General features: G+C 59.1%; 18 protein-coding genes. 12 read left to right on the forward strand and 6 right to left on the reverse strand.

Going from position 1 to position 23,199, the window contains the following annotated elements; genetic code table 11:
• Positions 1–3: 3 nt before the first annotated feature.
• Both QUE75_RS17215 and QUE75_RS17220 read right to left on the reverse strand, forming a co-directional pair.
• Positions 4–999, reverse strand: a complete 996-nt coding sequence (locus QUE75_RS17215) for a DUF6976 family protein (RefSeq protein WP_223808045.1) — start codon at positions 997–999, stop codon at positions 4–6.
• Complete coding sequence (locus QUE75_RS17220; RefSeq protein ID WP_286251996.1) at positions 996–1,928, reverse strand: hypothetical protein; 933 nt, start codon at positions 1,926–1,928, stop codon at positions 996–998. Before QUE75_RS17220 ends, QUE75_RS17215 begins: the two co-directional genes overlap by 4 nt.
• A 198-nt stretch (positions 1,929–2,126) precedes the next feature.
• On the opposite strand from QUE75_RS17220, the gene aroQ reads away from it, so the two are divergent.
• From aroQ to QUE75_RS17275, 11 genes are all read left to right on the forward strand, one after another.
• Entirely contained in the window at positions 2,127–2,567 is a 441-nt protein-coding gene (gene aroQ / locus QUE75_RS17225) for a type II 3-dehydroquinate dehydratase (protein WP_286251998.1), read from the forward strand.
• Between the two features lie 27 nt (positions 2,568–2,594).
• Positions 2,595–3,059 carry an acetyl-CoA carboxylase biotin carboxyl carrier protein gene (gene accB, locus QUE75_RS17230; RefSeq protein WP_106693879.1) on the forward strand — a complete coding sequence of 155 codons (465 nt, stop codon included), beginning with the start codon at positions 2,595–2,597 and terminating at the stop codon, positions 3,057–3,059.
• Positions 3,060–3,077: 18 nt separating this feature from the next.
• The gene (gene accC / locus QUE75_RS17235; RefSeq protein ID WP_058092456.1) at positions 3,078–4,424 is read left to right on the forward strand and encodes an acetyl-CoA carboxylase biotin carboxylase subunit; all 1,347 of its coding nucleotides are present in this window, start codon (positions 3,078–3,080) and stop codon (positions 4,422–4,424) included.
• A gap of 2 nt (positions 4,425–4,426) precedes the next feature.
• Positions 4,427–5,323 carry a 50S ribosomal protein L11 methyltransferase gene (prmA, locus tag QUE75_RS17240; RefSeq protein ID WP_061330723.1) on the forward strand — a complete coding sequence of 299 codons (897 nt, stop codon included), beginning with the start codon at positions 4,427–4,429 and terminating at the stop codon, positions 5,321–5,323.
• A 107-nt stretch (positions 5,324–5,430) separates the two neighbouring features.
• Positions 5,431–6,696, forward strand: coding sequence for a DUF3426 domain-containing protein (locus QUE75_RS17245; protein WP_286252002.1), 1,266 nt, complete (start codon positions 5,431–5,433; stop codon positions 6,694–6,696).
• A 200-nt stretch (positions 6,697–6,896) separates the two neighbouring features.
• Positions 6,897–7,895, forward strand: a complete 999-nt coding sequence (gene dusB, locus QUE75_RS17250) for a tRNA dihydrouridine synthase DusB (RefSeq protein ID WP_138435836.1) — start codon at positions 6,897–6,899, stop codon at positions 7,893–7,895.
• Positions 7,892–8,209, forward strand: a complete 318-nt coding sequence (gene fis, locus QUE75_RS17255) for a DNA-binding transcriptional regulator Fis (protein ID WP_058092452.1) — start codon at positions 7,892–7,894, stop codon at positions 8,207–8,209. Before dusB ends, fis begins: the two co-directional genes overlap by 4 nt.
• 101 nt (positions 8,210–8,310) lie before the next feature.
• Positions 8,311–9,891 (forward strand): bifunctional phosphoribosylaminoimidazolecarboxamide formyltransferase/IMP cyclohydrolase, encoded by a 1,581-nt coding sequence (gene purH / locus QUE75_RS17260; protein WP_061330726.1) that lies wholly within the window; start codon positions 8,311–8,313, stop codon positions 9,889–9,891.
• 22 nt (positions 9,892–9,913) lie between these two features.
• Positions 9,914–11,197, forward strand: a complete 1,284-nt coding sequence (gene purD, locus QUE75_RS17265) for a phosphoribosylamine--glycine ligase (protein WP_286252009.1) — start codon at positions 9,914–9,916, stop codon at positions 11,195–11,197.
• A gap of 161 nt (positions 11,198–11,358) precedes the next feature.
• The gene (locus QUE75_RS17270) at positions 11,359–13,545 is read left to right on the forward strand and encodes a TonB-dependent receptor family protein (protein ID WP_286252011.1); all 2,187 of its coding nucleotides are present in this window, start codon (positions 11,359–11,361) and stop codon (positions 13,543–13,545) included.
• 127 nt (positions 13,546–13,672) lie between these two features.
• Positions 13,673–14,608 carry an alpha/beta fold hydrolase gene (locus QUE75_RS17275; RefSeq protein ID WP_286252012.1) on the forward strand — a complete coding sequence of 312 codons (936 nt, stop codon included), beginning with the start codon at positions 13,673–13,675 and terminating at the stop codon, positions 14,606–14,608.
• On the opposite strand, the gene senA is transcribed toward QUE75_RS17275, so the two are convergent.
• From senA to QUE75_RS17290, 3 genes are all read right to left on the reverse strand, one after another.
• Positions 14,601–15,947, reverse strand: coding sequence for a selenoneine synthase SenA (senA, locus tag QUE75_RS17280; protein ID WP_286252013.1), 1,347 nt, complete (start codon positions 15,945–15,947; stop codon positions 14,601–14,603). The genes QUE75_RS17275 and senA overlap by 8 nt on opposite strands.
• 251 nt (positions 15,948–16,198) lie before the next feature.
• Positions 16,199–19,312 (reverse strand): efflux RND transporter permease subunit, encoded by a 3,114-nt coding sequence (locus QUE75_RS17285; RefSeq protein WP_286252016.1) that lies wholly within the window; start codon positions 19,310–19,312, stop codon positions 16,199–16,201.
• Positions 19,312–20,478 carry an efflux RND transporter periplasmic adaptor subunit gene (locus QUE75_RS17290; protein ID WP_061330732.1) on the reverse strand — a complete coding sequence of 389 codons (1,167 nt, stop codon included), beginning with the start codon at positions 20,476–20,478 and terminating at the stop codon, positions 19,312–19,314. The genes QUE75_RS17285 and QUE75_RS17290 overlap by 1 nt, the downstream gene beginning before the upstream one ends.
• A gap of 171 nt (positions 20,479–20,649) precedes the next feature.
• Here QUE75_RS17290 and QUE75_RS17295 point away from each other — a divergent pair, with 171 nt between their 5' ends.
• A complete protein-coding gene (locus QUE75_RS17295) occupies positions 20,650–21,252 on the forward strand; it encodes a TetR family transcriptional regulator (protein WP_286252019.1) in 603 nt (200 codons plus the stop codon).
• Here the strand turns inward: QUE75_RS17295 and QUE75_RS17300 are convergent.
• The gene (locus QUE75_RS17300; RefSeq protein ID WP_286252021.1) at positions 21,235–23,070 is read right to left on the reverse strand and encodes an SLC13 family permease; all 1,836 of its coding nucleotides are present in this window, start codon (positions 23,068–23,070) and stop codon (positions 21,235–21,237) included. The two genes, QUE75_RS17295 and QUE75_RS17300, sit on opposite strands and share 18 nt — an antisense overlap.
• Between the last annotated feature and the right edge of the window lie 129 nt (positions 23,071–23,199).

Genomic DNA, 23,199 nt, shown 5'->3' on the forward strand with positions numbered 1-23,199 from the left:
ACATCAGGCAGCGGGCTCCACAGTCAGAAATACCGCTGTCTGATTCAGCAGCTGATAGGCCACCTCACCGAAGGTAATCGGCCCCGTCAGCTCCGCGGTGGTCCGACCTTCCAGCTCCGAGTATAGGTAGTTGAGGATACAGTTACAGCCAAACACCAGATTACCGGCATGGTCAGGCATGGCGGCGAGGAACGCGGTCGGGTAGTCTTCCACCGGCCGCGCGAAACGATAACTCACCCCCTCGAAGACCGGTGCATAAAGGTTTACCACGCCGGCCTGCTCGTCGACGGACTGAATGCTTACGTTGACCATTGCGCCACAGTAGTCCGCCACCAACGGCAGCTGCTGCTGACCGCTTTCGCGTAACACAAGATCGGCGAAGTTGTGAGGCTGGCCATCCACACGGCACCGACCTACCGCACGACTCGTTGCCTCGAACGTCAGCTCAGGGCCGGTGCCTGCTTCAAACAGATTGACGATATGAACAACCGCGGAGAGGCTGTCATCCAGAGGCACATGGAGCACCACCGCCCGGTCACTGAAACACTCCCCGCTCCGACCATCAAAAACAACCGCTTTACCCTGAGCCAGCTCATCGAGATGCACACCAGAGACCCAGCCTACAATCGGTTTCAGGTACATGTCGGGAAACTCCGGCGCATGGTGCGCATAGGCTTCCAACACCTTACTACCGGCAGGCAAAATTATGATCGAATAGCCATTCTCAGGGGCATCTTCCAGAACATTGCGCAGCGTGATTTCGTCGTAGTGGTGCACGCTGGCGTCCCCGTCACCGAGATCTTGCACAAACAGCCTGTCGCGGCAACACTGGCCACCATCGCCAGTCATGAAGTATGGCGTGCTCCCTCCCACCCAGGTACCCCGAGGCAGAGTGGCCAATAACGCCTCATCACCGGCAATGGCCAAAGCCCTTCCCGCCTTGATCAGCTCGGCTGCCTCCGTTGGGGTCATCATCCCCGCCTGCGTGGTTTTGCTCACGAGTCTATCCCCTCAGCGCTCTCTCGAAATGTCGCCAACTGGGCGATTTCATGACCAAGCTGTTTTTCGTGCTTGATAAAAAATCGTCTGAGCGTGTTCACCCTGAGAATCTTCGCATCGTGACTGGTCAGGCCCGAAAACTCCTGCCGACTCCGGGCCAGCAGTAGCTTGAGACTCAGAAGGCGAATATCCATCGGTGTGTCAGAGGCCAATAAATTGAACCATACGGGATCACCGGTCGGCGGAATAACCTGCCGGGCAGCACCCGGCGAAGCACTTTCAGCCAAAGCACCTTCAAAGCCATGATCGGTACCATGCACGCCTTCGCTGATGGCATGGCGTATTTGCCAGGCAAGGTAAACGTCAATGTCTAGCAACCTGCACACTTGTCGATACCCCAGCCCGGCATTCAGACACTCAATCACCTTATGGGCCAGACCATGCGTATAGTCATCACCGGCAGGGCCAAGAAACGGTACCGCCTCTGGCGACTCTGTGCCCTGCTCCGGCAAACTGGCATGAATGTAGGTTTTCAAAGGGCCCACGTTGGCATGCCGCCAGCACGATTTTGGCTGTACAAATGCCGGCCGACCAAACCAGGACTTTCCGGTTCTGAGGTAGGCATGAAGCTCCCGACGCTGCGCATCCACTTTGATGCGGTCCACAACCCACGGTTCTTTCAATTCAAGTAACTGACGGCAGATCTCGGTGTCTCGCACGATACCTCCCTGGAAATCCCTATGCCTTGAAACACCCAGTCTGGCAGCATACTCCCGGGCCAGACAGCCAACTATCGCATCAATCGGCCGGGACTTAAGACCCAAGCCTACTGGGCACAAAAAGTACTGAACCTGAACGTATCGCTCAGGCATCACCTCGTGCCCGCCGGTTTGTCGGCGCTGCATGAAACCAATGTCGAATACCGACACGGCCCACCTTCATCGACAATGATTGTCATCAACGAAATGTCATCGCGTACACGGCGATTGCTGTGTAACCTTTTTAAGACCAATGTACGACAGGCAAGATTGTCAAAAAGTGTTGATCTGAGGCTAACAAGTACGCACCATTGAGGTAACGTGCCGTTATCTTCGGCGATCCTGTAAAACACCAAGGCAGACAGAACCATGTCGACCATACTTGTGCTCCATGGCCCCAACCTCAACATGCTCGGCACCCGGGAGCCCGAGGTCTATGGCCATGAAACACTGGCCGATATTGACGACCGCTTGCACCAGAAAGCGGCCGAGCAAGGTCACCACCTGCTGCATTTGCAATCCAATGCAGAGTACGAATTGATTGAACGGGTACATGAGGCCCGGGGTGAGGGCGTGGATTTTATCATTATCAATCCTGCCGCCTTTACCCATACCAGTGTCGCCCTGCGGGACGCCATGCTGGCCTCCGGCATACCGTTTATAGAAGTGCATTTATCAAATGTGCATGCGCGGGAACCTTTCCGCCATCACTCCTATTTTTCAGATATCGCCGAAGGGGTTATCTGCGGGCTGGGCAGCCAGGGCTACGACCTTGCCCTGCAGGCTGCACTGCAACGAATTCACCGATAGACCAGAGACAACGGGACTGGAACAGTTATGGATATTCGTAAAATCAAGAAACTGATTGAACTGCTCGAGGAGTCAGACGTCGAGGAGCTGGAGATTCACGAGGGTGACGATTCAGTTCGTATATCGCGCCGTCGGGAACAGGCCTCCGGCGGCCATTACGTGAGCCACTACTCAGCACCCGCGCCCCAGGCTCCGGCACCGACCCCAGCACCCGAGGCAGCGCCGGCTGAACAAACCTCTGCGCCAGCTGCCATCAATGGCCATGCAGTGAAATCTCCGATGGTGGGCACCTTCTACCGCTCACCGTCCCCGAGCGCTGCAGCGTTTGTCGAAGTTGGCCAGAAGGTAAACGTTGGTGATGTCATCTGCATTGTGGAAGCCATGAAGATGATGAACCAGATCGAGGCTGACAAGGCCGGCACCATCACCGAAATCCTGGTCGAGAATGGCCAGCCGGTGGAGTTTGACCAGCCCCTGGTCGTCATTTCCTGAATTCGGTGATTGTTAACCATGGCCATGTTAGAAAAAGTTCTGATCGCAAACCGCGGTGAAATCGCCCTGCGAATCCTCCGCGCCTGCAAAGAGCTGGGCATCAAGACGGTAGCCGTGCACTCACAGGTCGATCGCGACCTTATGCACGTTCGTCTCGCCGACGAAACCGTCTGCATCGGTCCCAACAGCGCGACGGAAAGCTACCTGAACATCCCGACCATCATCAGCGCTGCAGAAGTAACGGACTCCGTAGGCATTCACCCGGGTTACGGCTTCCTGGCTGAAAACGCCGACTTTGCTGAGCAGGTCGAGAAAAGCGGCTTTCGCTTTATCGGACCGAGAGCGGAAACCATCCGCCTGATGGGCAACAAGGTATCCGCCATTGAAGCCATGAAGAAGGCCGGCGTACCCACCGTGCCCGGCTCTGACGGTCCGCTGACGGACGACGACGAGCGCACCCTCCAGGTGGCTCGCCAGATCGGCTACCCGGTAATGATCAAGGCCGCTTCCGGTGGTGGTGGTCGTGGCATGCAGGTGGTGCATTCCGAGGCTGCATTGCTGAAGGCAGTACAAATCACCCAGAGCGAAGCCAAGAACGCTTTTGGCGATCCGACCGTTTACCTGGAAAAATTCCTCGAAACACCACGCCATGTGGAGATTCAGGTACTGGCGGACATGCACGGCAACGTGATCCATTTGGGCGACCGGGACTGCTCCATGCAGCGCCGGAACCAGAAGGTCATCGAGGAAGCCCCGGCCCCGAATGTTGACCCGGTATCCCGGGAACGCACGCTCAAGGCCTGCGTCGACGCCTGTAAGGAAATCGGCTACGTGGGTGCCGGCACCTTTGAGTTCCTGTACCAGGACGGCGAGTTCTATTTCATCGAGATGAACACCCGGGTACAGGTTGAGCACCCGGTCTCCGAGATGGTGACCGGTGTTGATATCGTCCGTGAGCAGCTGCGCATTGCCAGCGGACTGCCGCTGCAATACAGCCAGGACGAAATCCACATCTCTGGCCACGCCATCGAATGCCGGATCAACGCCGAAGACCCGCAAACCTTCGTGCCCAGCCCCGGCAAGGTCAAACATTTCCATGCTCCCGGTGGCAATGGCATTCGTGTCGACTCCCATCTGTACAGCGGCTACACGGTACCGCCGTACTACGATTCCCTGGTGGCCAAACTGATCACCTGGGGCGACGACCGGGAGATTGCCCGCCGGCGCATGAAGAACGCGCTGGACGAAATGCTGGTCGAGGGCATCAAGACCAACCAACCCCTGCATCGAAAACTGGTACGCGATGGTGGCTTTAAACAGGTAGACTTCACCATCCACTACCTTGAGAAACTGATGCGGGATTAACCATGCCCTGGATACAACTCCAGATTCCAGCTGATCCGGACACCGCGGATCAGCTGGAAGACCTGTTAATGGAAATGGGCGCAGACGCCGTTTCCATGGAAGACGCAGCCGACCAGCCCCTGTACGAGCCCGACCCGGGCACCACACCCCTTTGGAGCCAGACCACGGTTACCGGCCTGTTCCAGTCTGACCGCAACACCGAGCAACTGTTGGCGGATATCCGCGACGCCTGGCATCAGCAAACCCAGCAGTCCCTGCCCGAAATCGACGTTACCCTGGTAGAAGACAAAGACTGGGAACGGGCCTGGATGGACGATTTCCATCCCCTGCAGTTTGGTAAGCGCCTGTGGATTGTCCCCAGCTGGCACGAGGCGCCAGACCCGGACGCGGCCAACCTGCTGCTGGACCCGGGCCTGGCCTTCGGCACCGGCACCCACCCGACCACCGCCCTGTGCCTGGAATGGCTCGACGGCCAGGATGTCGCGGGCAAGCAGGTGACGGACTACGGCTGTGGCTCCGGCATTCTGGGCCTGGCCGCCCTGCTGCTCGGCGCGGACCACGTGATTGGCGTGGATACCGATCCGCAAGCGCTGGAAGCCAGCCGGGACAATGCCCGTCGGAACGGCGTGGAAGACAACCGCCTGGATCTCTACCTGCCCGGCAAGGATCCGAACACCCGAGCCGACATTATGCTGGCCAATATCCTGGCCCAACCGCTCATCGGCCTGGCTCCGAGACTGGCGGAACTGACCAGGCCCGGCGGGGATCTGGTATTGTCCGGCATCCTGTTCAATCAGGCCCGGGAGGTGATGGACGCCTACGAGCCCTGGTTCACCATGGACGAGCCGGAACAGAAAGAAGACTGGATACGCCTCACAGGACGGCGCAAGGACGGATGACGAGCCCGGGCTTTACGACTAAACTGCCTCCTTTGTAGTGACCGATGTAGTGATAGATCAATGATCGAGAATCGATCTATCCGCGATCAAGCTTTCAGGAACGAAGCATGACCCAAAGCAGCCTGCAGACTCAGTGCCCTAATTGCGAAACCCGTTTCCGGGTGACTGACGAACAACTCAGTATCGCCGGGGGAAAAGTCCGTTGTGGCAGCTGCCTGAAAGTTTTCAACGCCATTGAGCACCAGGTCGTCAAATCCACCGGCAGCGCTGCGCCAGCCGCCACAGGTGGCAAAGCAGCAGGGGAAACCCCTCCTCCGCCCGCAGACACCCACGCAGGGCACGATGAAGAAGACTTTATCTTTGCCGACAACCCGGAAGAAGATGCCACAGAAGGCCGTTATGCCGGCAGCAAGCTGACGTTTTCCGATGACGAACTGAGCGACAGTTTCCGCTCGTTTGATGAACCGGAAGAGTCCGGCTACCACGATGACGACCTGACCCCGGAAAAGCAGGACGTTGACGAAAGCTGGGCGGAAGCCATGCTGGCGGACGATCAACCGGCTCGGGCGCCGAAAGCACCGGCCGAACCTGAACCACAAGCGCCAGAACCGGAAAACAAACCTGAGCCGGATCTGCAGCTGACACCCCCGGATTCGCCAGCATCCGAGGCACCTGACGCCGCCGACAGCGAAGAAACACCCGAGCCGCCAGCGCCAGGCAAAAGCAAGTCAGCCAGCCCGGCAACCGCTCCCGAAGAGCTTACGCTTGCGGCAACCGATGACGACCGGCCTGCGGCCCCGAAAGAACCGGCACGCAGGGCTGATCAAACGCCCGACACCCTGTATCGGGACCTGCGCCGCGACCCGGTATCGGTTGGCCAGGGCCGCACTCGCCTGAGAACCGCCCTGTGGACGCTCGTCGTTGTGGCCCTACTGGGCGCTCTGGTTGCCCAGGTAACCTGGTTCCAGTTTGATCGGCTGTCTGCCATTCCCCAGCTCCGACCATTCTACGAGAAAGGCTGTGAACTGGCGGGCTGCCAGCTGAAACCGCTGATCAACGTAGAAGCCATCCAAAGCAGGAAACTGGTCGTCCGGACCGACCCGGACAACCGCACCCAGCTGATCGTCGACGCTGTCATCATTAACCGGGCCACCTTCGAACAGCCGTTCCCGGCCATCGCCCTGACCTTTTCCAACCTCAACGGCGATGTGGTTGCGCAAAGCACCTTTACACCGGCGGAATATCTTGCCGGTGAAGCGGAATCTCTCAGCGCCATGCCCTCTGAGACTCCGGTACGGATTGCGATCAGCATCCGCGATCCGGGCCGCGACGCGGTCAATTACAACCTGAGCTTCCGGCCCTGGACACCCTGATGAGGGGCCGGAGCTGCAGTTGACAGCGCAAAAGTCAACCAAAAAGCACGAAAAATAATCAATTTTTTCAGCACTTTTCCCCTTCAATCAGACCCCCTCCGGCGGTATCATTACCGCCCTTCGGAGACTGAAGCGGTCATAATTTAACCAGCCGCTTCTGGCCGAATCTTGCTTAACTCGCTGTGACACGGACTCAGATCATGCTGCCGACGGCAAAAATCGGGCCGTATACCCTGCCCAACCCATTGATAGTTGCACCCATGGCCGGTGTAACCGATCGACCCTTCCGGCAGCTTTGCCGGCGGATGGGAGCGGGCCTGGCAGTATCAGAAATGGTCATAGCAGACAGCAAACTCTGGCATACGCGGAAATCCCAGACTCGCCTGAACCATCAGGGCGAACCGGAACCCCGGTCTGTTCAGATTGCCGGTGGCGATCCGGACATGCTGGCCGATGCGGCGCGGCAGAATGCCGCCTTCGGGGCCCAGATTATTGATATCAACATGGGCTGCCCTGCAAAGAAGGTCTGCAACAAGGCGGCAGGCTCCGCCCTGATGAAAGACGAAAAGCTGGTCAGGGCTATTCTGGAAGCGGTGGCCAGCGCCGTGGACATTCCGGTCACGCTGAAAATGCGCACCGGTTGGGATCAGGACAACCGGAACGCGCCGGTGATTGCAAGAATGGCCGAAGACGCAGGCATCCAGGCCATCGCGGTTCACGGTCGCACCCGTGCAGACAAATACAACGGCGACGCGGAATACGACACCATCGCAGAGGTGAAGGCCAGCGTCGGCATTCCAGTCTTTGCCAACGGCGACATCACCACGCCGGAGAAAGCCCGGCAAGTGCTGACGCACACCGGCGCAGATGGTTTGCTGATCGGCCGTGGTGCACAGGGGCGGCCCTGGATCTTCCGGGAGATCCTGCACTACCTGGAAACCGGTGAACACCTGCCAGAACCACCCCTGAATGAGGTGGAGCAGATCCTGTCAGAGCACCTGGCAGAGCTGCACGGCTTTTATGGCGAGAAAATGGGCGTGCGAATCGCCAGAAAACACGTGGGCTGGTACCTGCAGTCCCACGACCAGAGCAAACAGTTCCGCAAACGCTTCAACGCCATCGACGATGCGCTGGAGCAGAAAGACAGCATCGAACAGTATTTTTCAGGCTTACGAAATGGAGAGGTATTCGCAGCATGACCGCTGAGACTTTGGCAAACGACACCCTGAGCACACCGGCAAACGATGATCTGCATCAGTTGCACACGGTAAACAACAGCGGCAACACCGTCACCCTGCGTGACAGCGTGGAAGTGGCCCTGAAGAACTACTTCGCGCAGCTGGATGGCGCGCCGGTTTCCGACGTCTACCAGCTGGTGTTGTCGGAAGTGGAAGCCCCGCTGCTGGAGCAGGTGATGAAATACACCCGCAACAACCAGACCAAGGCTTCGACCATGCTCGGCCTGAATCGCGGCACCCTGCGCAAGAAACTCAAGCAGTACGGTCTGCTATAATCAGACTTGTCCCTGAAGGGCCTCCCGGATGCGTTCGCGAGGCCCTTGTTCTTTATATCCAGGCTATCCCCGGCTTATCTGAACAGCGAAGAAAGTGACCCATGGCAAACCAGGCTAACACCCCCGTCCGTCGCGCCCTGATCAGCGTGAGTGATAAAACCGGCATCGTCGACTTCGGCCGTGCCCTGACTGAACGCGGCGTTGAGCTGCTCTCCACTGGCGGCACCTTCCGCCTGCTCAAGGAAAACAACGTACCGGTCACTGAAGTGTCCGACTACACCGGTTTCCCGGAAATGATGGACGGCCGGGTAAAAACCCTGCACCCGAAGATCCACGGTGGCATTCTGGGCCGTCGCGGCACCGATGATGCGATCATGGGCGAGCACGGCATTAACCCCATCGACATGGTGGTGGTAAACCTGTATCCGTTTGAAGACACCGTAGCCAACCCCGACTGCGATCTGGCCACCGCCATTGAGAACATCGACATCGGCGGCCCCACCATGGTCCGTGCTGCGGCCAAGAACCACAACGATGTCGCCATCGTAGTCAACGCTTCCGACTACAGCCGGGTACTGAAAGAGCTCGACAACAACGATGGCCAGCTCAGTTACAACACACGCTTCGACCTGGCGGTAAAGGCCTTCGAACACACCGCCGGTTACGACGGTGCCATCGCCAACTACCTGGGTGGCCGCACCCCGGACAACGACAACGCCGATTTCCCCCGCACCTTCAACGCCCAGTTCGTGAAGGTCCAGGATATGCGCTACGGTGAAAACCCGCACCAGCGTGCTGCTTTCTATGCCGAACGCAACCCGAAGGAGGCCTGCATCGCCACCGCCAAACAGCTGCAGGGCAAGGAACTGAGCTACAACAACGTGGCCGACACCGACGCCGCCCTGGAGTGCGTCAAGCCCTTCGCCGACCCGGCCTGCGTCATCGTCAAGCACGCCAACCCCTGTGGCGTGGCCATCGGTACCGATATTCTGCAGGCCTATGACCTGGCCTTCGCCACCGATCCTACCTCGGCGTTCGGCGGCATCATCGCCTTTAACCGGGAACTGGACGCGGCCACTGCCAAGGCCATCGTTGACCGCCAATTCGTGGAAGTCATCATCGCCCCGAGCGTGGCGCCGGAAGCGGTTGAGATTGTCGCTGCCAAGAAGAATGTACGCCTGCTGGCCTGTGGTGAGTTCGACGGCGAGCGCGCCCAGACCATGGACTACAAGCGCGTGACCGGTGGCCTGCTGGTGCAGGACCGTGACCTGGGCATGGTCGCCATGGAAGACGTGAAAGTCGTCACCGAGCGCCAGCCCTCCGAGCAGGAACTGAACGACCTGCTGTTCGCCTGGGAAGTGGCCAAGTACGTGAAATCCAACGCCATCGTGTACGCCAAGGCCGGCCGCACCATCGGCGTGGGCGCAGGCCAGATGAGCCGCGTTTACAGCGCCAAGATTGCCGGCATCAAGGCCGCCGACGAAGGCCTGGAAGTGAAGGGGTCCGTCATGGCATCGGATGCTTTCTTCCCTTTCCGGGACGGCATCGACGCCGCTGCGGCGGCCGGCATTACCGCTGTCATCCAGCCGGGCGGCTCCATGCGCGACCAGGAAGTGATTGACGCTGCCAACGAACACGGCATCGCGATGGTCTTCACCGGCATGCGCCATTTCCGTCACTGATCAAAGAATTCAGGAGCAACACATGAACATTCTGGTTATTGGCAGTGGCGGGCGCGAACACGCCCTGGCCTGGAAAGCCGCGCAATCCCCCCTGGCAGACAAAGTCTTCGTAGCGCCCGGTAACGCCGGCACCGCCCGGGAACCAAACCTGGACAACGTCGATCTGGACGTGATGGACCTGGACGGCCTGGCGGATTTTGCCGAGCAGAATAGCGTGGGCCTGACCATCGTCGGCCCGGAAGCCCCGCTGGTAGCCGGCGTGGTGGACAAGTTTGAAGCCCGCGGCCTGCGTATCTTCGGCCCCAGCGCCGGTGCTGCCCAGCTGGAAGGCTCCAAGGCCTTCACCAAGGACTTCCTGGCCCGCCAGAAGATCCCGACCGCCGACTACGCCAATTTCACTGATGTGGACGAAGCCCTCGCCTATGTACGTGAAAAAGGCGCACCGATTGTGGTCAAAGCCGACGGCCTGGCCGCCGGTAAAGGCGTGATTGTCGCCATGACCCTGGCCGAAGCCGAAGATGCCATCCGCGACATGCTCGCAGGCAACGCCTTTGGCGATGCCGGCAGCCGCGTAGTGGTGGAAGAGTTTCTGGACGGCGAGGAAGCCTCGTTCATCGTGATGGTCGACGGCAAGAACGTGCTAGCCATGGCCACCTCCCAGGATCACAAGCGGGTGGGCGACGGCGACACCGGCCCCAACACCGGCGGCATGGGTGCCTACTCTCCGGCCCCGGTGGTTACAGCCGATGTGCACAAACGCATCATGGACGAGGTGATCTACCCCACCGTCAACGGCATGGCCGCGGAAGGTCACCCCTACAAGGGTTTCCTGTACGCCGGCCTGATGATCGACACCAACGGTGCACCAAAGGTGATCGAGTTTAACTGTCGCTTCGGTGACCCGGAAACCCAGCCGATCATGCTGCGCATGAAGTCGGACCTGGTGGAACTGTGCCAGGCCGCCGTAGATGGCAAACTGGACCAGTGCGACTCCGAGTGGGACGACCGCGCCTCTGTAGGCATTGTGCTGGCGGCCGGTGGTTATCCTGCCGACTACAGCAAGGGTGATGTGATCTCCGGCCTGCCGGAAGGTGAAACAGAAGGTGAGAAAGTCTTCCACGCCGGTACCAAGCTGGATGGTGATAACGTGGTGACTGCCGGTGGCCGGGTTCTGTGCGCCACCGCTTTGGGCAACACCGTGACGGAGGCCCAGCAGCGGGCTTACCAGCTGGCGAAGAAAATTAGTTGGAACGGCATGTTCTATCGGAACGACATTGCCTACCGGGCCATTGCCCGGGAACGGTAGAGCTGCCTGCTAGCGAGTCCCAACCCGGCCCCGCGCCGGGTTTTTTATGGCCGAAAGCCAATAGGAACCTCAAATCTACATCATAATAATTACTTGTTGTTAACGCTTATCATTTGTATAGTTGCAACCCTTACTCAATGACACCTGCACAGGATGCGATTATGCAACAACGATTTACCCGCCGTTTTATCGTAGCCGCCATCATGGCCGCCTCCCTTCCTGCCGCTGCCCAGGAGCACACACTGAAGGAGCTGGTCATCATCGGGGATGAGACCTCAGCCGCCAGCCTGCCGGGCTCAGCCCATGTGGTAACAAACGAAGACCTGGAAACCATGAAGTACACGGACGTGCACCGAGTGGTAAAGGAAGTGCCTGGTGTTTATCTGCTTGAAGAGGAAGGCTACGGCCTGCGTCCTAACATCGGTATTCGCGGCTCCGGTTCCGGCCGGTCCGGCAAGGTTACCCTGATGGAAGACGGCGTGCTGATGGCCCCTGCTCCCTACTCTGGTCCGGCCGCCTACTACTTCCCGTCCTTCGGCCGCATCAACGGCGTTGAAGTGCTGAAAGGACCAGACCTGCTCCGTTACGGCCCGGCCACCGTTGGCGGCGCCATTAACCTGCGCTCCACGCCGATTCCGACCACGACCGGCGGTCGGGTAACGGCGGAAATTGCCGAAGATAACGGCAAACGCATCCACGCCTGGTATGGCGCCAACAGCGAACAGGCCGGATGGCTGATCGAAACTCACCAGCATGAAAGTGACGGCTTCAAGGACATCCGCCAGTCAGACCGCGAAGCCGGCTTCGACAAGCAGGATTATGTCGCCAAGCTTCGCCTGAACACACGCCCGGACGCTGACATCTACCATCAGCTCGACCTGAAAGTGGATTACAGCGAAGAGCTGAGCCTGGAAACCTACCTCGGCCTGACCGACGCGGACTTCAATGCCAACCCGGACCAGCGCTACTTCGCGTCTGAGCGGGATAACATGGATACCCAGCGCACCGGTTTCATGGCCCGGCACCTGGTGGATTTCAACAACGATGTAACCCTGACCACCACCGCCTACCGCAACGAATTCAAACGCAACTGGTACAAAGCGGCAGGGCTGAACTCCCTGATCAATGCTGCCAATGGTGGTGACGCCCTGGCCCAGCAGCAGCTTCGCGGTGAGGCGGATCTCGCCGGTATCAAGATCAAGAACAACGCCCGGGAATATGAATCCCAGGGTATCGACTTTGTGGCGGACTGGGGCCTCAACCTGAGCGGAATGCGTCACGACCTGGCCTTTGGCCTGCGCTACCACGAAGACGAGGTGGATCGCCTGCAGCCGGAAGATACCTTCGACCAAGTTATCGTGAACGGCCGTCCGGTCCTGCAGTATGTTTCTACCACCTCGGGCACCGGCATCAATGGCGGCAACAACGCCATTGAAAAAGCAGAAGCCTGGAGCACTTATATCGCTGACCGGATTACGGTCAACGATCGCCTGACCGTCACAGCACTGCTGCGTTACGAAGATATCGAAACCAGTCGTGTACGCTATCAGCAAGAAGCCCGCACCGATGTGCAGGATCGTGCCTCAAACAGCACCGGTGAACTTCTGCCAGGCATGGGCGCAACCTACAAACTGGATGGCGGTGTCACACTTCTGGCCGGTGTTCATCGGGGTATGGCTCCGGCTGGTGCAGGTAGCACCGACGTGGATCCTGAACTCAGCACCAACTATGAGCTTGGCGCCCGGATTCAGCGCGGCGCTGGTCGCTACGAGCTGATCGGCTTCTACAGTGACTATGAAAACACGGTCCAGAACTGCTCCGTGGCTACCCCTTGCGCTGGCGGCCAGGACTTCGGTTCGGTCAGTCAGGGTGAAGCCCGCATTCAGGGCATTGAAGCCCTGGCAGGCTACGAGTTCGCTCTGACCAACGGCCTGTCTGTTCCGGTTGAAGCCACCTGGACCTACACCGATGCCGAGGTCACCAAAGACAGCGATTCCGGTAACGTTCTGAAGGGCGACAACCTTGTCTACCTGCCAGAGAACGTCCTGAACCTGCGTACCGGGCTGCGCGCCGGGAATCAGTGGGACGCCTACCTGAACGTGTCATACGTCGACGAGATGTGTATCGACAACACCTGCGATCGCAGCGGCACCGACAACACCTTCAGAAAGACCGAGTCTCTCACTGTAGTTGATCTTTCCGGCAGCTACCGCGTTGCCGAAGGCGCCCGCGTCTTTGCCAAGCTCGATAACGTGTTCGATACCCAGAAAATCATCGCTCGCTCACCCGATGGCGCCCGGCCGAACCTGCCGCGCACCGCATCGCTGGGCGTTACCGTCGATTTCTGATGGAAGTCTCCACACAAAAGGCTGACGGACCAGCCTGACTCAGGAAAACTTCAGCCCGGTCATTGACCGGGCTTTTTTCTGGGGTAGTGTTAGCGTTCACAACGACCACAATGAAAAGGAGTTCTCCGTGCCCCGAAACGCGCTCAATCTTGCCCTGCTGCTCATCGCCACCCTTCTTATCAGTGCCTGCTCCAAACAGAGCATCTACGACAGCGCCATTGGCTGGGAGCGTTCCAGCGCCGGCCTTGAGACAGCGGAAGTCACGGTTGGCGAGCTGGACATTACCTACCTGCGCAGTAAAGAAGCCGTTGAGGGTGACACGCTGGTTCTGATACACGGATTCGGCGCCAACAAAGATAACTGGACGCGGCTGGCCAAGGAGTTCAAAGGCGAGTTCAACGTCTACGCCATCGACCTGCCTGGCCATGGCGACAGCAGCAAGCCTCTGGACATCGGCTACCGGTTTGAAGACCAGGTGAACTACCTGAATCAGATCCTGGCCGAACTGGGCGTGAGACAGTTCCACATGATGGGCAACTCCATGGGCGGCGCGATCACTGCACTTTACGCCGCCACCCACCCGGATCAGATTCAGACTGCAGTGCTGTTCGATCCCGCCGGTATCTTTGAGTATGAAAGCGAACTGGTAGATCGGGTCATGGATGGTGACAACCCACTGATCCCGAAGAAGAAAGGTGATTTTGACAAGCTTCTGGACTTCGCTCTCGAAAAGCGCCCCTTCGTACCCTGGCCGATTTTTGATGTGATGGAAGAAAAAGCCATCGCCAACCGGGAAGTGAACGAGGTTATCTTTGCCGCCATTCGCGACACCGGATTTGAGCCAGACTTCCGCGACGCCATTACCCGGATCGAAGCTCCGGTACTGGTGGTCTGGGGTAAGCTGGACAGGGTAATCGACTACCGCAACGCCGATGTGTTCGTTGACGCCATCCCCAATGCACGCAAAGTGCTCCTGGACGATATTGGCCATGCGCCCATGGTTGAAACACCGGCAGAATCTGCCCGGCTATTCCGGGAATTCCTGGCCGACAAGGTCAAATAGCGCAGGTCCGGAACCCGGTAAACACATCGCTGCGAAACGGCAGGTAAGCCTGCCGGTAGGTGCCTCGAATCAGGTTGGATGACGTGGCACAGCTGCCACCCTTGGTGACCTTATGGGTGGCAAACTGCAAGGTGGACATAAACGGGTACATGTCCACCTTGAAACCGTCATAGGGCAAGAAGTCGTTGGTGGTCCACTCCCACACCGCACCGATCATCTGCCGGCAACCCGACCGGCTGTCCCCGGCGGGATAGTCGAACACCGGATTCCGGGCCATGGTGCGGCCGTCCAAATCCGCCCTTGAACTGTCCGGGGCGTCACTGCCCCAGGGATAACGGCGGAACGGTTCCCCGGGCTTGTTGCCCAGCGCTGCCACTTCCCATTCATACTCCGACGGCAACCGACGCCCCGCCCACTTGCAGTACGCCTCCGCTTCCCAATAGGTCACATGGGTAACCGGCGCATCCGGCTCCAGGGCCAGCCACTGGTCGAACACCCGCTCTTGCCACTGGCCGTCATGCCAGCGCCAGTACAACGGGTGCCGGGGTACATGCATCAGGGGTTCCGTAACACCGTACACCAGGCTGACATCCTGCTCAGACTCCAGCCATTTCCTGCCACCGAACGACCACAACTCCGGCCGCTGGTAACCGCAATCGTCCACAAACGCCTGAAACTCCCGATTGCTCACCAGCGTACGACTGATGGCGAACGCCGGTAGTTCAATCTCGAAGCGGGGTTTCTCGGCATCGAAAGCAAAGTCGTCTGTTGCGTAGTGTTGAGACTCGCCGGGCATACCAATCACCCAACGCCCGGCCGGAATCTCCGCATCCCCGGTTACTGCCTCACCCGGTGCCGGCCGGTCACCCTTGAAATCCAAAGGCGCCGGATACCCCACCGTCTGCCGGCACCAGATCAGCGATTCGATGTGCATGTTCTGGTGGTAAATCGCGTAGCGGTAGAGATACAGCTCCCGCTCGGTCAACTCACGGCTCTTGATGCGCTCTGCAACCCGATCGTAAATGGCATTGAAGTACGTGAGCGTTTCCTCACGGCCGGGAAACAAATCCCGGCGCCAGCGATCTTTGTGGTCAACATGGAAGGAATCCCACAGGTCATCCATAGCTGGATCATAACTGGGCGAGCCATCCAGCAAGTTGAACACGAAGACCTCGTAGAAGAACGCAGAATGCCCCATTTCCCAGAGAGGCGGGTTCACGCCAGGATGGTAGGGAACATCGAGCTGCTGCTCCGACAGCGTGCAGATCAGCTGTTTGGTGCGAGTCCGAGCCAGTTCCAGATCTTCCAGGACCTGTATTTTGTTGTCTTCAGCAACCATTTGGTCTAACTCCAGAGCTTTTCACTCCCACAGTCTGGGGATCAGTGGTGGGGAGGGGCTTTCTGAAACCTTGCGGAGCCATGGATGGCGGAGCAGAGCGTACACGGATGTATTCACAGCGTGTTTCAGAAAGCCCCTCCCCATCACTGATTCGTGCACCCAAACAGAATAACAAAGAAAAAACCGCCGAGGGCAAAACCCACGGCGGTTCAGTAGCTATCATTACGATAGGTGACAGAAATCAGGCCACCTCAGGCAGCCTTCTTGCGGTTACGCCGCCAGTCGGCCAGATCTTCGATCAGCTTGTAGAACAAGGGAACGAAGAACAGCGCCAGGGTACTGGCGGCCAGCATACCGCCCACCACTACGGTACCGATTTCCTGACGGGAAACCGCACCCGCACCGGTACTGAACGCCAGCGGCATGGAGCCCACGATGAACGTCAGTGCTGTCATCATAATCGCCCGGAAACGCTGCCGTGCAGCCGTGCTGGCAGCATCAAAGGAACTCATGCCACTTTTCCGGTTCTGAGCGGCAAATTCCACAATCAGAATGGCGTTCTTCGCAGCCAGGCCAATCAGCACCAACAAACCCACCTGGAAGTAGATATCGTTGGGGAAACCACGGAGTAACGATGCCAGAGCAGCACCAAAGACACCGAACGGCACAGCGGTCGCTACCGCCACCGGCAAGCCCCAGCGTTCGTACTGGGCGGCCAGGATCAGGAATACCAGCAACAGGCCCATGCCGAAGGCAAGAGTGCCGGAGTCCGCAGAATCCTGCAGCTGGTAGGCTTCACCGGTCCAGCCCAGCAGGGTGTTACGATCAAACTGTTCCGACGCCACCGCCTGCAGGGCCGCCAGGGCGTCACCGGTGGTGAAGCCCGGCGACGGGTCTGCCAGCAGTTTGGCGGCCGGATACACGTTGAACCTGTTCAGGATATCGGGGCCGCTGACCCGCTCCAGTTCCACCAGGGAACTCAGCGGAATCATCTCACCATAGTTGGAGCGCACAAACACCCGGCGCAGGTCGTCCGGATGGCTACGGAACTCACCTTCTGACTGAAGATTGACCTGCCAGTTACGGCCCTGCAGGGTAAAGTCGTTCACGTACAGGCCACCGAAGGTGCTCTGCATGGTGGTGAAGATCTGGTCAATCGGAACCCCGGCAGCCTGGGCTTTTTCCCGATCCACGTTGGCCTTGTAACGGGGAATGCCGGTATCCAGGGTCACCCGCACATTCTGCAATTCCGGCCGCGCGTTGGCGGCCTGGGTGAACTGGTCTGCCATGGTCTTGATCTCAGCCGGGGTGCGGCCACCACGGGCCTGAATATAGCCTTCCACACCACCGGTGGTGGACAAGCCCTGAATCGGAGGCGGGGTAAAAGCAATCACAAACGCTTCCGGCATCCCAAAGCCAATGCCCATGATCTTGTTGGCGATGTCGGCCGCCTTCTGGCCCTCGCCTTCCCGCTCTGCCCAGTCTTCCAGTGTCACGAAGGCCACACCACTGTTGGTCCGCAGAGCGCTGGAGATGATGTCGAAACCGGCAAAGGACACCACGTCTTTCACTTCCGGCAGTTGCATCATCTGCTCAACCAGCTGGTCGCGAGTGTCCGCCGTCCGGCTCAGGGCCGAGGTGGGGGGCAGCGAGTAGGCCGCTAGCACAAACCCCTGGTCTTCCTGGGGCACCAGGCCAGAGGGCATTTTGTTCAGCAGGAAGGCGGTGCCGCCAAGCATCGCGGCAAACAGAAGCACGCCAATCACCGCATGGCGCAGCAACCAGTCCACCACGGCAGAGAAGCCGTTAGTGAGTTTGTCGAAGCCGGCGTCAAACCAGCGGAATACTGCCAACTGTTTGCCTTCGTGGCCGAGCAACAAAGCACACATCGCCGGTGTCAGGGTCAGCGCCACGATGCCGGATATCACCACCGACACCGCGATGGTTATCGCAAACTGTCGGTACAGCTCACCGCTGAGCCCGCCCAGGAAGGCCACCGGGGCAAACACCGCCACCAATACCAAAGTGGAAGACACCACCGCGCCGGACACCTGCTGAATGGTCAGAACCGCCGCATTGTAGGAAGACAAGCCCTGCTCTTTCATCAGGCGCTCGGCGTTTTCCATGATGATGATGGCGTTATCCACCACTACCCCGATCGCCAGTATCAAGCCGAACAGGGTCAGCAAGTTGACCGAGAACCCCAGTGCCTGCATGCCGGCAAAGGTGCCAATCAGAGACACCGGGATGGCAATCAGCGGTATCAGGGTAGCGTTGAAATGCTGCAGGAACAGGAAGGTCACCAGCACCACCAGCAACACCGCCACAATGAAGGTGGAGATCACCTCCTGGATCGAGATATCAATGAACCGGGTGGTGTCGTAGGGCACGTTGTATTCCAGGCCCTCCGGGAAGCGGTCTGCAATTTCTTCCATGGCCGCGTTCACGGCATCAGCAGCGTCCAGGGCATTGGCACCGGGCTGCAGGTACACCCCCATGGGCACGGTGGCACCACCATTGTAGACCGCTGCGAAGTCGTAGTTCTGGGCGCCCAGCTCGATTCTGGCCACGTCTTTCAGGCGCAGGGAGGCACCCTGATCATCACTGCGCAGGATCACCTCACCGAACTCTTCAGGGCTGGTCAGCCGGCCCGGGGCTGACACGCTGAAGGTGAACGCCTGCCCTTCGGGCGCTGGTTCCGCCCCGATCCGACCCGCCGCAAACTGGGCGTTCTGGGCGCGCAAGGCAATGGCTACATCGTTGGGAGTCAGCTCGTACTGGGCGAGTTTGTCCGGCCTCAGCCACACCCGCATGGAATAATCCTGGGCCCCGAACAGGGATGCATCGCCAATACCGGGCAACCGCACTAACTCATCCAGCACGTTCAGCAAGGCATAGTTGGAGATCTCCACCACATCCATGGTGTTATCCGGAGAAGACAGGGTAATCACTTGCAGGATGGAGGTGGAACGGGCTTCCACTTTCAACCCCTGGTTACGGACGGACTGGGGCAGGCGAGCCAGCGCCTGCTGTACCCGGTTGTTGACGTTGATGGTGGCCTGGTCAGGATCGGTGCCAATCTCAAACGAGACCGTCACCCGGAAGCTGCCGGAATCTGTGGCGCTGGATTCCAGGTAGATCATGTTGTCCACGCCGTTGATTTCCTGCTCCAGCGGCGCCACCACTGAATCCGAAATCACGTCCGCGCTGGCACCCGGGAACCGGCCGTCCACCACCACCTGGGGCGGAACTACGTTTGGATACTGTTCTACGGGCAGCCCGATTAGCGCCAGAAGACCACCAAGCGTGATGATGATGGAAACGACCGATGCGAAGATCGGCCGGTCGATGAAGGTCCGCAGCATCAGTCTGAGCCTCCCTCATCATCGGTATTGGTGACGTTTACCGTTGCGCCATCACGCAGGTTAACCAGGCCGCTGACGATGTAACGATCACCTTCTTCCAGGCCGCTGAGAATGATCTGGCGACCGCTACTCACCGGGCCAAGCTCTACCCGACGTGCCTTTGCGGTGCTCTCATCGTCAACCACATAGACCACCGGCCCGTTCGGCCCCTGAGTCACCGCTCTTTCCGGAATTGCGATGGCATCTTCGAAGCTCTGCAACTCAACCCGAACCCGTACAAACTGGCCGGGCACGATCACATTCTCCGGGTTACCAAAGACCGCGCGGGCCGATACTGTACCGGTACGCGGGTCCAGCGTGGAGGCGGTAAAGTCGATCTGCCCATCCAGCTCATATTCCTGGCCGTCGGCCAGTATCAGACGGGCGGCCACTTCCTGATCGCCGGCACCGCGCATCCCCTCGCGGGCAGCCCGGCGAATGTTGGCGTCGTTCTCAGGCAGGGCAAAGCGCACATGGATCGGGTCCAGCTGGACAATCGTGGTCAGCAGGGTACCGGAGCTGATCAGACTGCCTTCGGGAAAATCTTCCAGGCTGGTGACACCGCTGACCGGCGCGGTTACCGAGGTATAACCAAGGTCCAGCTCCGCCTGGGCGACGCCGGCATTGGCCACCGCCAGATTGGCCTGGGCCAGCTCCAGTGCGGACTGGGCAGCATCCCGGTCCCGTTCACTCACCGCGTTGCGCTGGAACAGTGATGAAATCCGGTTCCACTCCCGTTCAGCCTGGCGCCGGTCGGCCTCGGCCACCTGGCGCTGAGCCTGGGCCCGTTGCAAGGCCGCTTCCGCAGGCTTGCGATCGATTCGGAACAGCGGGTCGCCTTCCTGTACCATCTGGCCTTCTTCGTACAGACGCTCTTCCAGAATACCCTGAATCCGCGCCCGCACTTCTACCTCACGGGCACCCCGAGCGCGGCCGGCATAATCCTGGCGCACACTGATGTTTTCGGCCACGGCTCGCTCAACCACCACGGCTGCTGGCGGCATACCGCCGCCCTGCTGACTGCCTGCGTCGTCGTTACTGCAACCAGCCAGAATGAACAGGCATGACAAACCTGCAACCAAAAAGCCGTTGCGAGCCATCGGCCGGTGAACGTTATCAATGCGCATGGCGCGGTCTCCTGAAAACCGGTTTAAAGACATAAGGCGAGCCGGGATGGAATAGCGGGCCCGGGATAATACATAACGTTAATAGGGCGCTAAAATACATCCATCCATGTATGTATGTAAACTGATTTCCTTTATACTTCGGTTTTTCCCATCAGATGACTGCGATTAATCATGGCACGAAAAACAAAAGCCGAAGCCGAAGCCACCCGGGAAGCCATTCTCGATGCGGCAGAATGCGTCTTTATGGACAAGGGCGTTGCAAAGACCTCGCTGGAAGAGATCGCCCGCAAGGCCGGCGTTACTCGCGGCGCGGTCTACTGGCATTTCCGTAACAAGGCCGACATTCTGGACGCCATGCTGGAACGGGTACGGGCGCCTCTGGGTGAGATGATGGATGAAACTGCGGAAGCTGATCAGGGGCTTGCGAGCCTGAAAAACCTGTGCGTTGTGGCATTACGCAAGCTGGCCCAGGATACCCGCTACTTTCGTGTGTACATGATCCTGTTCCATCGCAATGAATCCGACCAGGCCATTGCCAAACACCGGGAGCTGGCCCGGGAAGCCACAGAATTTGTCACGGAAATCCTGGGACGCCCGGAAAACCGGATAAAGCTACACCCGGAACTAACGCCCGCCCAGGCCGCCTACTTGCTGCATACACAAATGCTGGGACTGTTTTTTGACTGGCTGGCCGATCCAGAGCAATGGCCGCTGGCTGACGTGGCGCCTACCTTTGTAGAGGCTTACTTCCGGGGCCTATTGGCCGAACGCTAGCCATCCCCAGACCCAAAGTATCATCGGCACTCCGACAACCGTCACGAGCACCGACAACGGCAAGCCAAGGCGCCAATAATCCCCGAAACGATAACCCGCAGGCTCCATAACCAGGGCATTGGACTGATGCCCGATCGGGGTAAGGAAGGCACAGGAAGCGCCTACGGCCACCGCCATCAACACTGCATCCGATGCCAATCCAAGTTGGCTGGACACCCCGAGAGCTATCGGGGCGACCAGAATGGCCGCCGCCGCGTTGTTGACCACGTTCGACAACAACATGGTGCCCACCAGTATGATGGTCAAGGCGACCCAGGCGGCCTGCCCTTGGGCAACCGTCAGGATCTGCTCAGCTATCAACGCAGCACCACCCGTGGTTTCAAGGGCCTGCCCTACGGGAATCATTGCGGCGAGCAGCACGATCACCGGCCAGTCGATGGCTCGGTAGGCATCGCCGGCATCCATCAACTGCACCAGCACCATGGCCACCGCACAGGCCACCAGCGCCACGGGCGGTGTCAGCAGGCCAGACAGGATGATCGCGATGGCGGCGAGGAACACCCCGCCGGCCAGCCAGAGATTTTTCTCCCGGCCGAGGGTCAAGCCCCGCTCCGCCAGCGGCAGGCAACCCAGGGTTTGCAGTGTCGATAACAAATTGTCTTCATAGCCCTGCACCAGCAGGATATCCCCGGAACGGAATCGGATGTCTGCCAGGCGCCGCTTTAGTCGGTGCCCCTGCCGGGCAATGGCCACCACGTTCAAACCGTAGCGTTCTCTCAGGTTCAGTCGGTTGGCAGAACGCCCGATTAAACGCGACGATGGTGAAATCACGGCTTCCGTCAGTCGAACGTCCCCGGCGGCCACCTGCTCTTCGGTGCCCTCTCGGGATGTCATTGGCTGCGATTCTTTCCCTTCTTCATCCTCGTCGTTCACCGCATTGGCAAGTGCCAGCCCGGTTTGCTCGACAAACTCCTGCAGACTCTCGGTGTCGGCTTCCACCAACAGCACATCGCCGTACTTCAGCACGTTGAAGGTTGATGGTGCTGGCGAGACCTCCTCTCCCCGAATCAATGCCAGTACCACCAGGCTCTTCTCGGTGCCACCCGAGGTAAGCAGGTTGTGCAGTGTGCCACCGGCAAAGGGCGACTCTTCCGGCACCTTCAGTTCGGTAACATACTCACCAACGCTGAACAGTTTGTCGCCACCGGCCGGGTCGTCGCGCTTGGGTGTCAGGCGCCAGCCAATCACACCGATGAACACAATGCCGACAGCGGTAATGGCCAGCCCAACAGGCGCAAAATCAAACAGGCCGAAAGAGCCCGCTTCGCGATAACTGGCAATAATGATATTGGGGGGTGTACCAATCAGGGTAATGGTGCCTCCCAGCAACGAGCCGAAGGCAAGTGGCATCAGCAGCAAAGACGGAGAGCGCCCGGACTGCCGCGACATCCAGATCGCCACGGGCATCAACAGCGCCAGCGCACCCACGTTATTGATAAAGCCGGAACACAAGGCCACCACCAGAGTCAGGGTGATGACCTGCAGAACGGCGTTACGCCCAACCTTACCAAGCAATCGGGCGACCGCATCCACAACACCACCGTTGACCAGCCCCTGGCTGATCACCAATACAGCGGCTACGGTAATCACCGCCGGGTGACCAAAGCCCGCGAACAACTGGTCGGGGGCAACCAGGCCGGAGACAGCAACCGCCAGCAAGGCGAGCATGGCTACGATATCGAAGCGCAGGCGGTTCCAGATAAACAGGGCAAGGGTTGCGCCCAGAATCAGAAACACCGTCCATTGATCAGATAGCATGGAGCCACTCCACTCTTCGGCCAGACATGTCAGCTTTCCTTACAGAGCTCTTGTCAGTGCGCCCCACACCCATCTCCAACTCGCTGTATTGTCAACGCCCCAGAGAACTGGTGCAGAATCTGCTTGCCT

It is taken from the genome of Marinobacter shengliensis (assembly GCF_030297115.1).
In the GTDB taxonomy this organism is placed as follows: domain Bacteria; phylum Pseudomonadota; class Gammaproteobacteria; order Pseudomonadales; family Oleiphilaceae; genus Marinobacter; species Marinobacter shengliensis.

Bases quoted from the DNA above. Each gene is read 5' to 3' on its own strand.
- prmA (WP_061330723.1), top strand. From the start codon at position 4,427: ATGCCCTGGATACAACTCCAGATTCCAGCTGATCCGGACACCGCGGAT.
- accB (WP_106693879.1), top strand. From the start codon at position 2,595: ATGGATATTCGTAAAATCAAGAAACTGATTGAACTGCTCGAGGAGTCA.
- aroQ (WP_286251998.1), top strand. From the start codon at position 2,127: ATGTCGACCATACTTGTGCTCCATGGCCCCAACCTCAACATGCTCGGC.
- purD (WP_286252009.1), top strand. From the start codon at position 9,914: ATGAACATTCTGGTTATTGGCAGTGGCGGGCGCGAACACGCCCTGGCC.
- QUE75_RS17285 (WP_286252016.1), bottom strand. From the start codon at position 19,312: ATGCTGCGGACCTTCATCGACCGGCCGATCTTCGCATCGGTCGTTTCC.
- senA (WP_286252013.1), bottom strand. From the start codon at position 15,947: ATGGTTGCTGAAGACAACAAAATACAGGTCCTGGAAGATCTGGAACTG.
- accC (WP_058092456.1), top strand. From the start codon at position 3,078: ATGGCCATGTTAGAAAAAGTTCTGATCGCAAACCGCGGTGAAATCGCC.
- dusB (WP_138435836.1), top strand. From the start codon at position 6,897: ATGCTGCCGACGGCAAAAATCGGGCCGTATACCCTGCCCAACCCATTG.
- QUE75_RS17270 (WP_286252011.1), top strand. From the start codon at position 11,359: ATGCAACAACGATTTACCCGCCGTTTTATCGTAGCCGCCATCATGGCC.
- purH (WP_061330726.1), top strand. From the start codon at position 8,311: ATGGCAAACCAGGCTAACACCCCCGTCCGTCGCGCCCTGATCAGCGTG.
- QUE75_RS17290 (WP_061330732.1), bottom strand. From the start codon at position 20,478: ATGCGCATTGATAACGTTCACCGGCCGATGGCTCGCAACGGCTTTTTG.
- QUE75_RS17295 (WP_286252019.1), top strand. From the start codon at position 20,650: ATGGCACGAAAAACAAAAGCCGAAGCCGAAGCCACCCGGGAAGCCATT.
- fis (WP_058092452.1), top strand. From the start codon at position 7,892: ATGACCGCTGAGACTTTGGCAAACGACACCCTGAGCACACCGGCAAAC.
- QUE75_RS17300 (WP_286252021.1), bottom strand. From the start codon at position 23,070: ATGCTATCTGATCAATGGACGGTGTTTCTGATTCTGGGCGCAACCCTT.
- QUE75_RS17245 (WP_286252002.1), top strand. From the start codon at position 5,431: ATGACCCAAAGCAGCCTGCAGACTCAGTGCCCTAATTGCGAAACCCGT.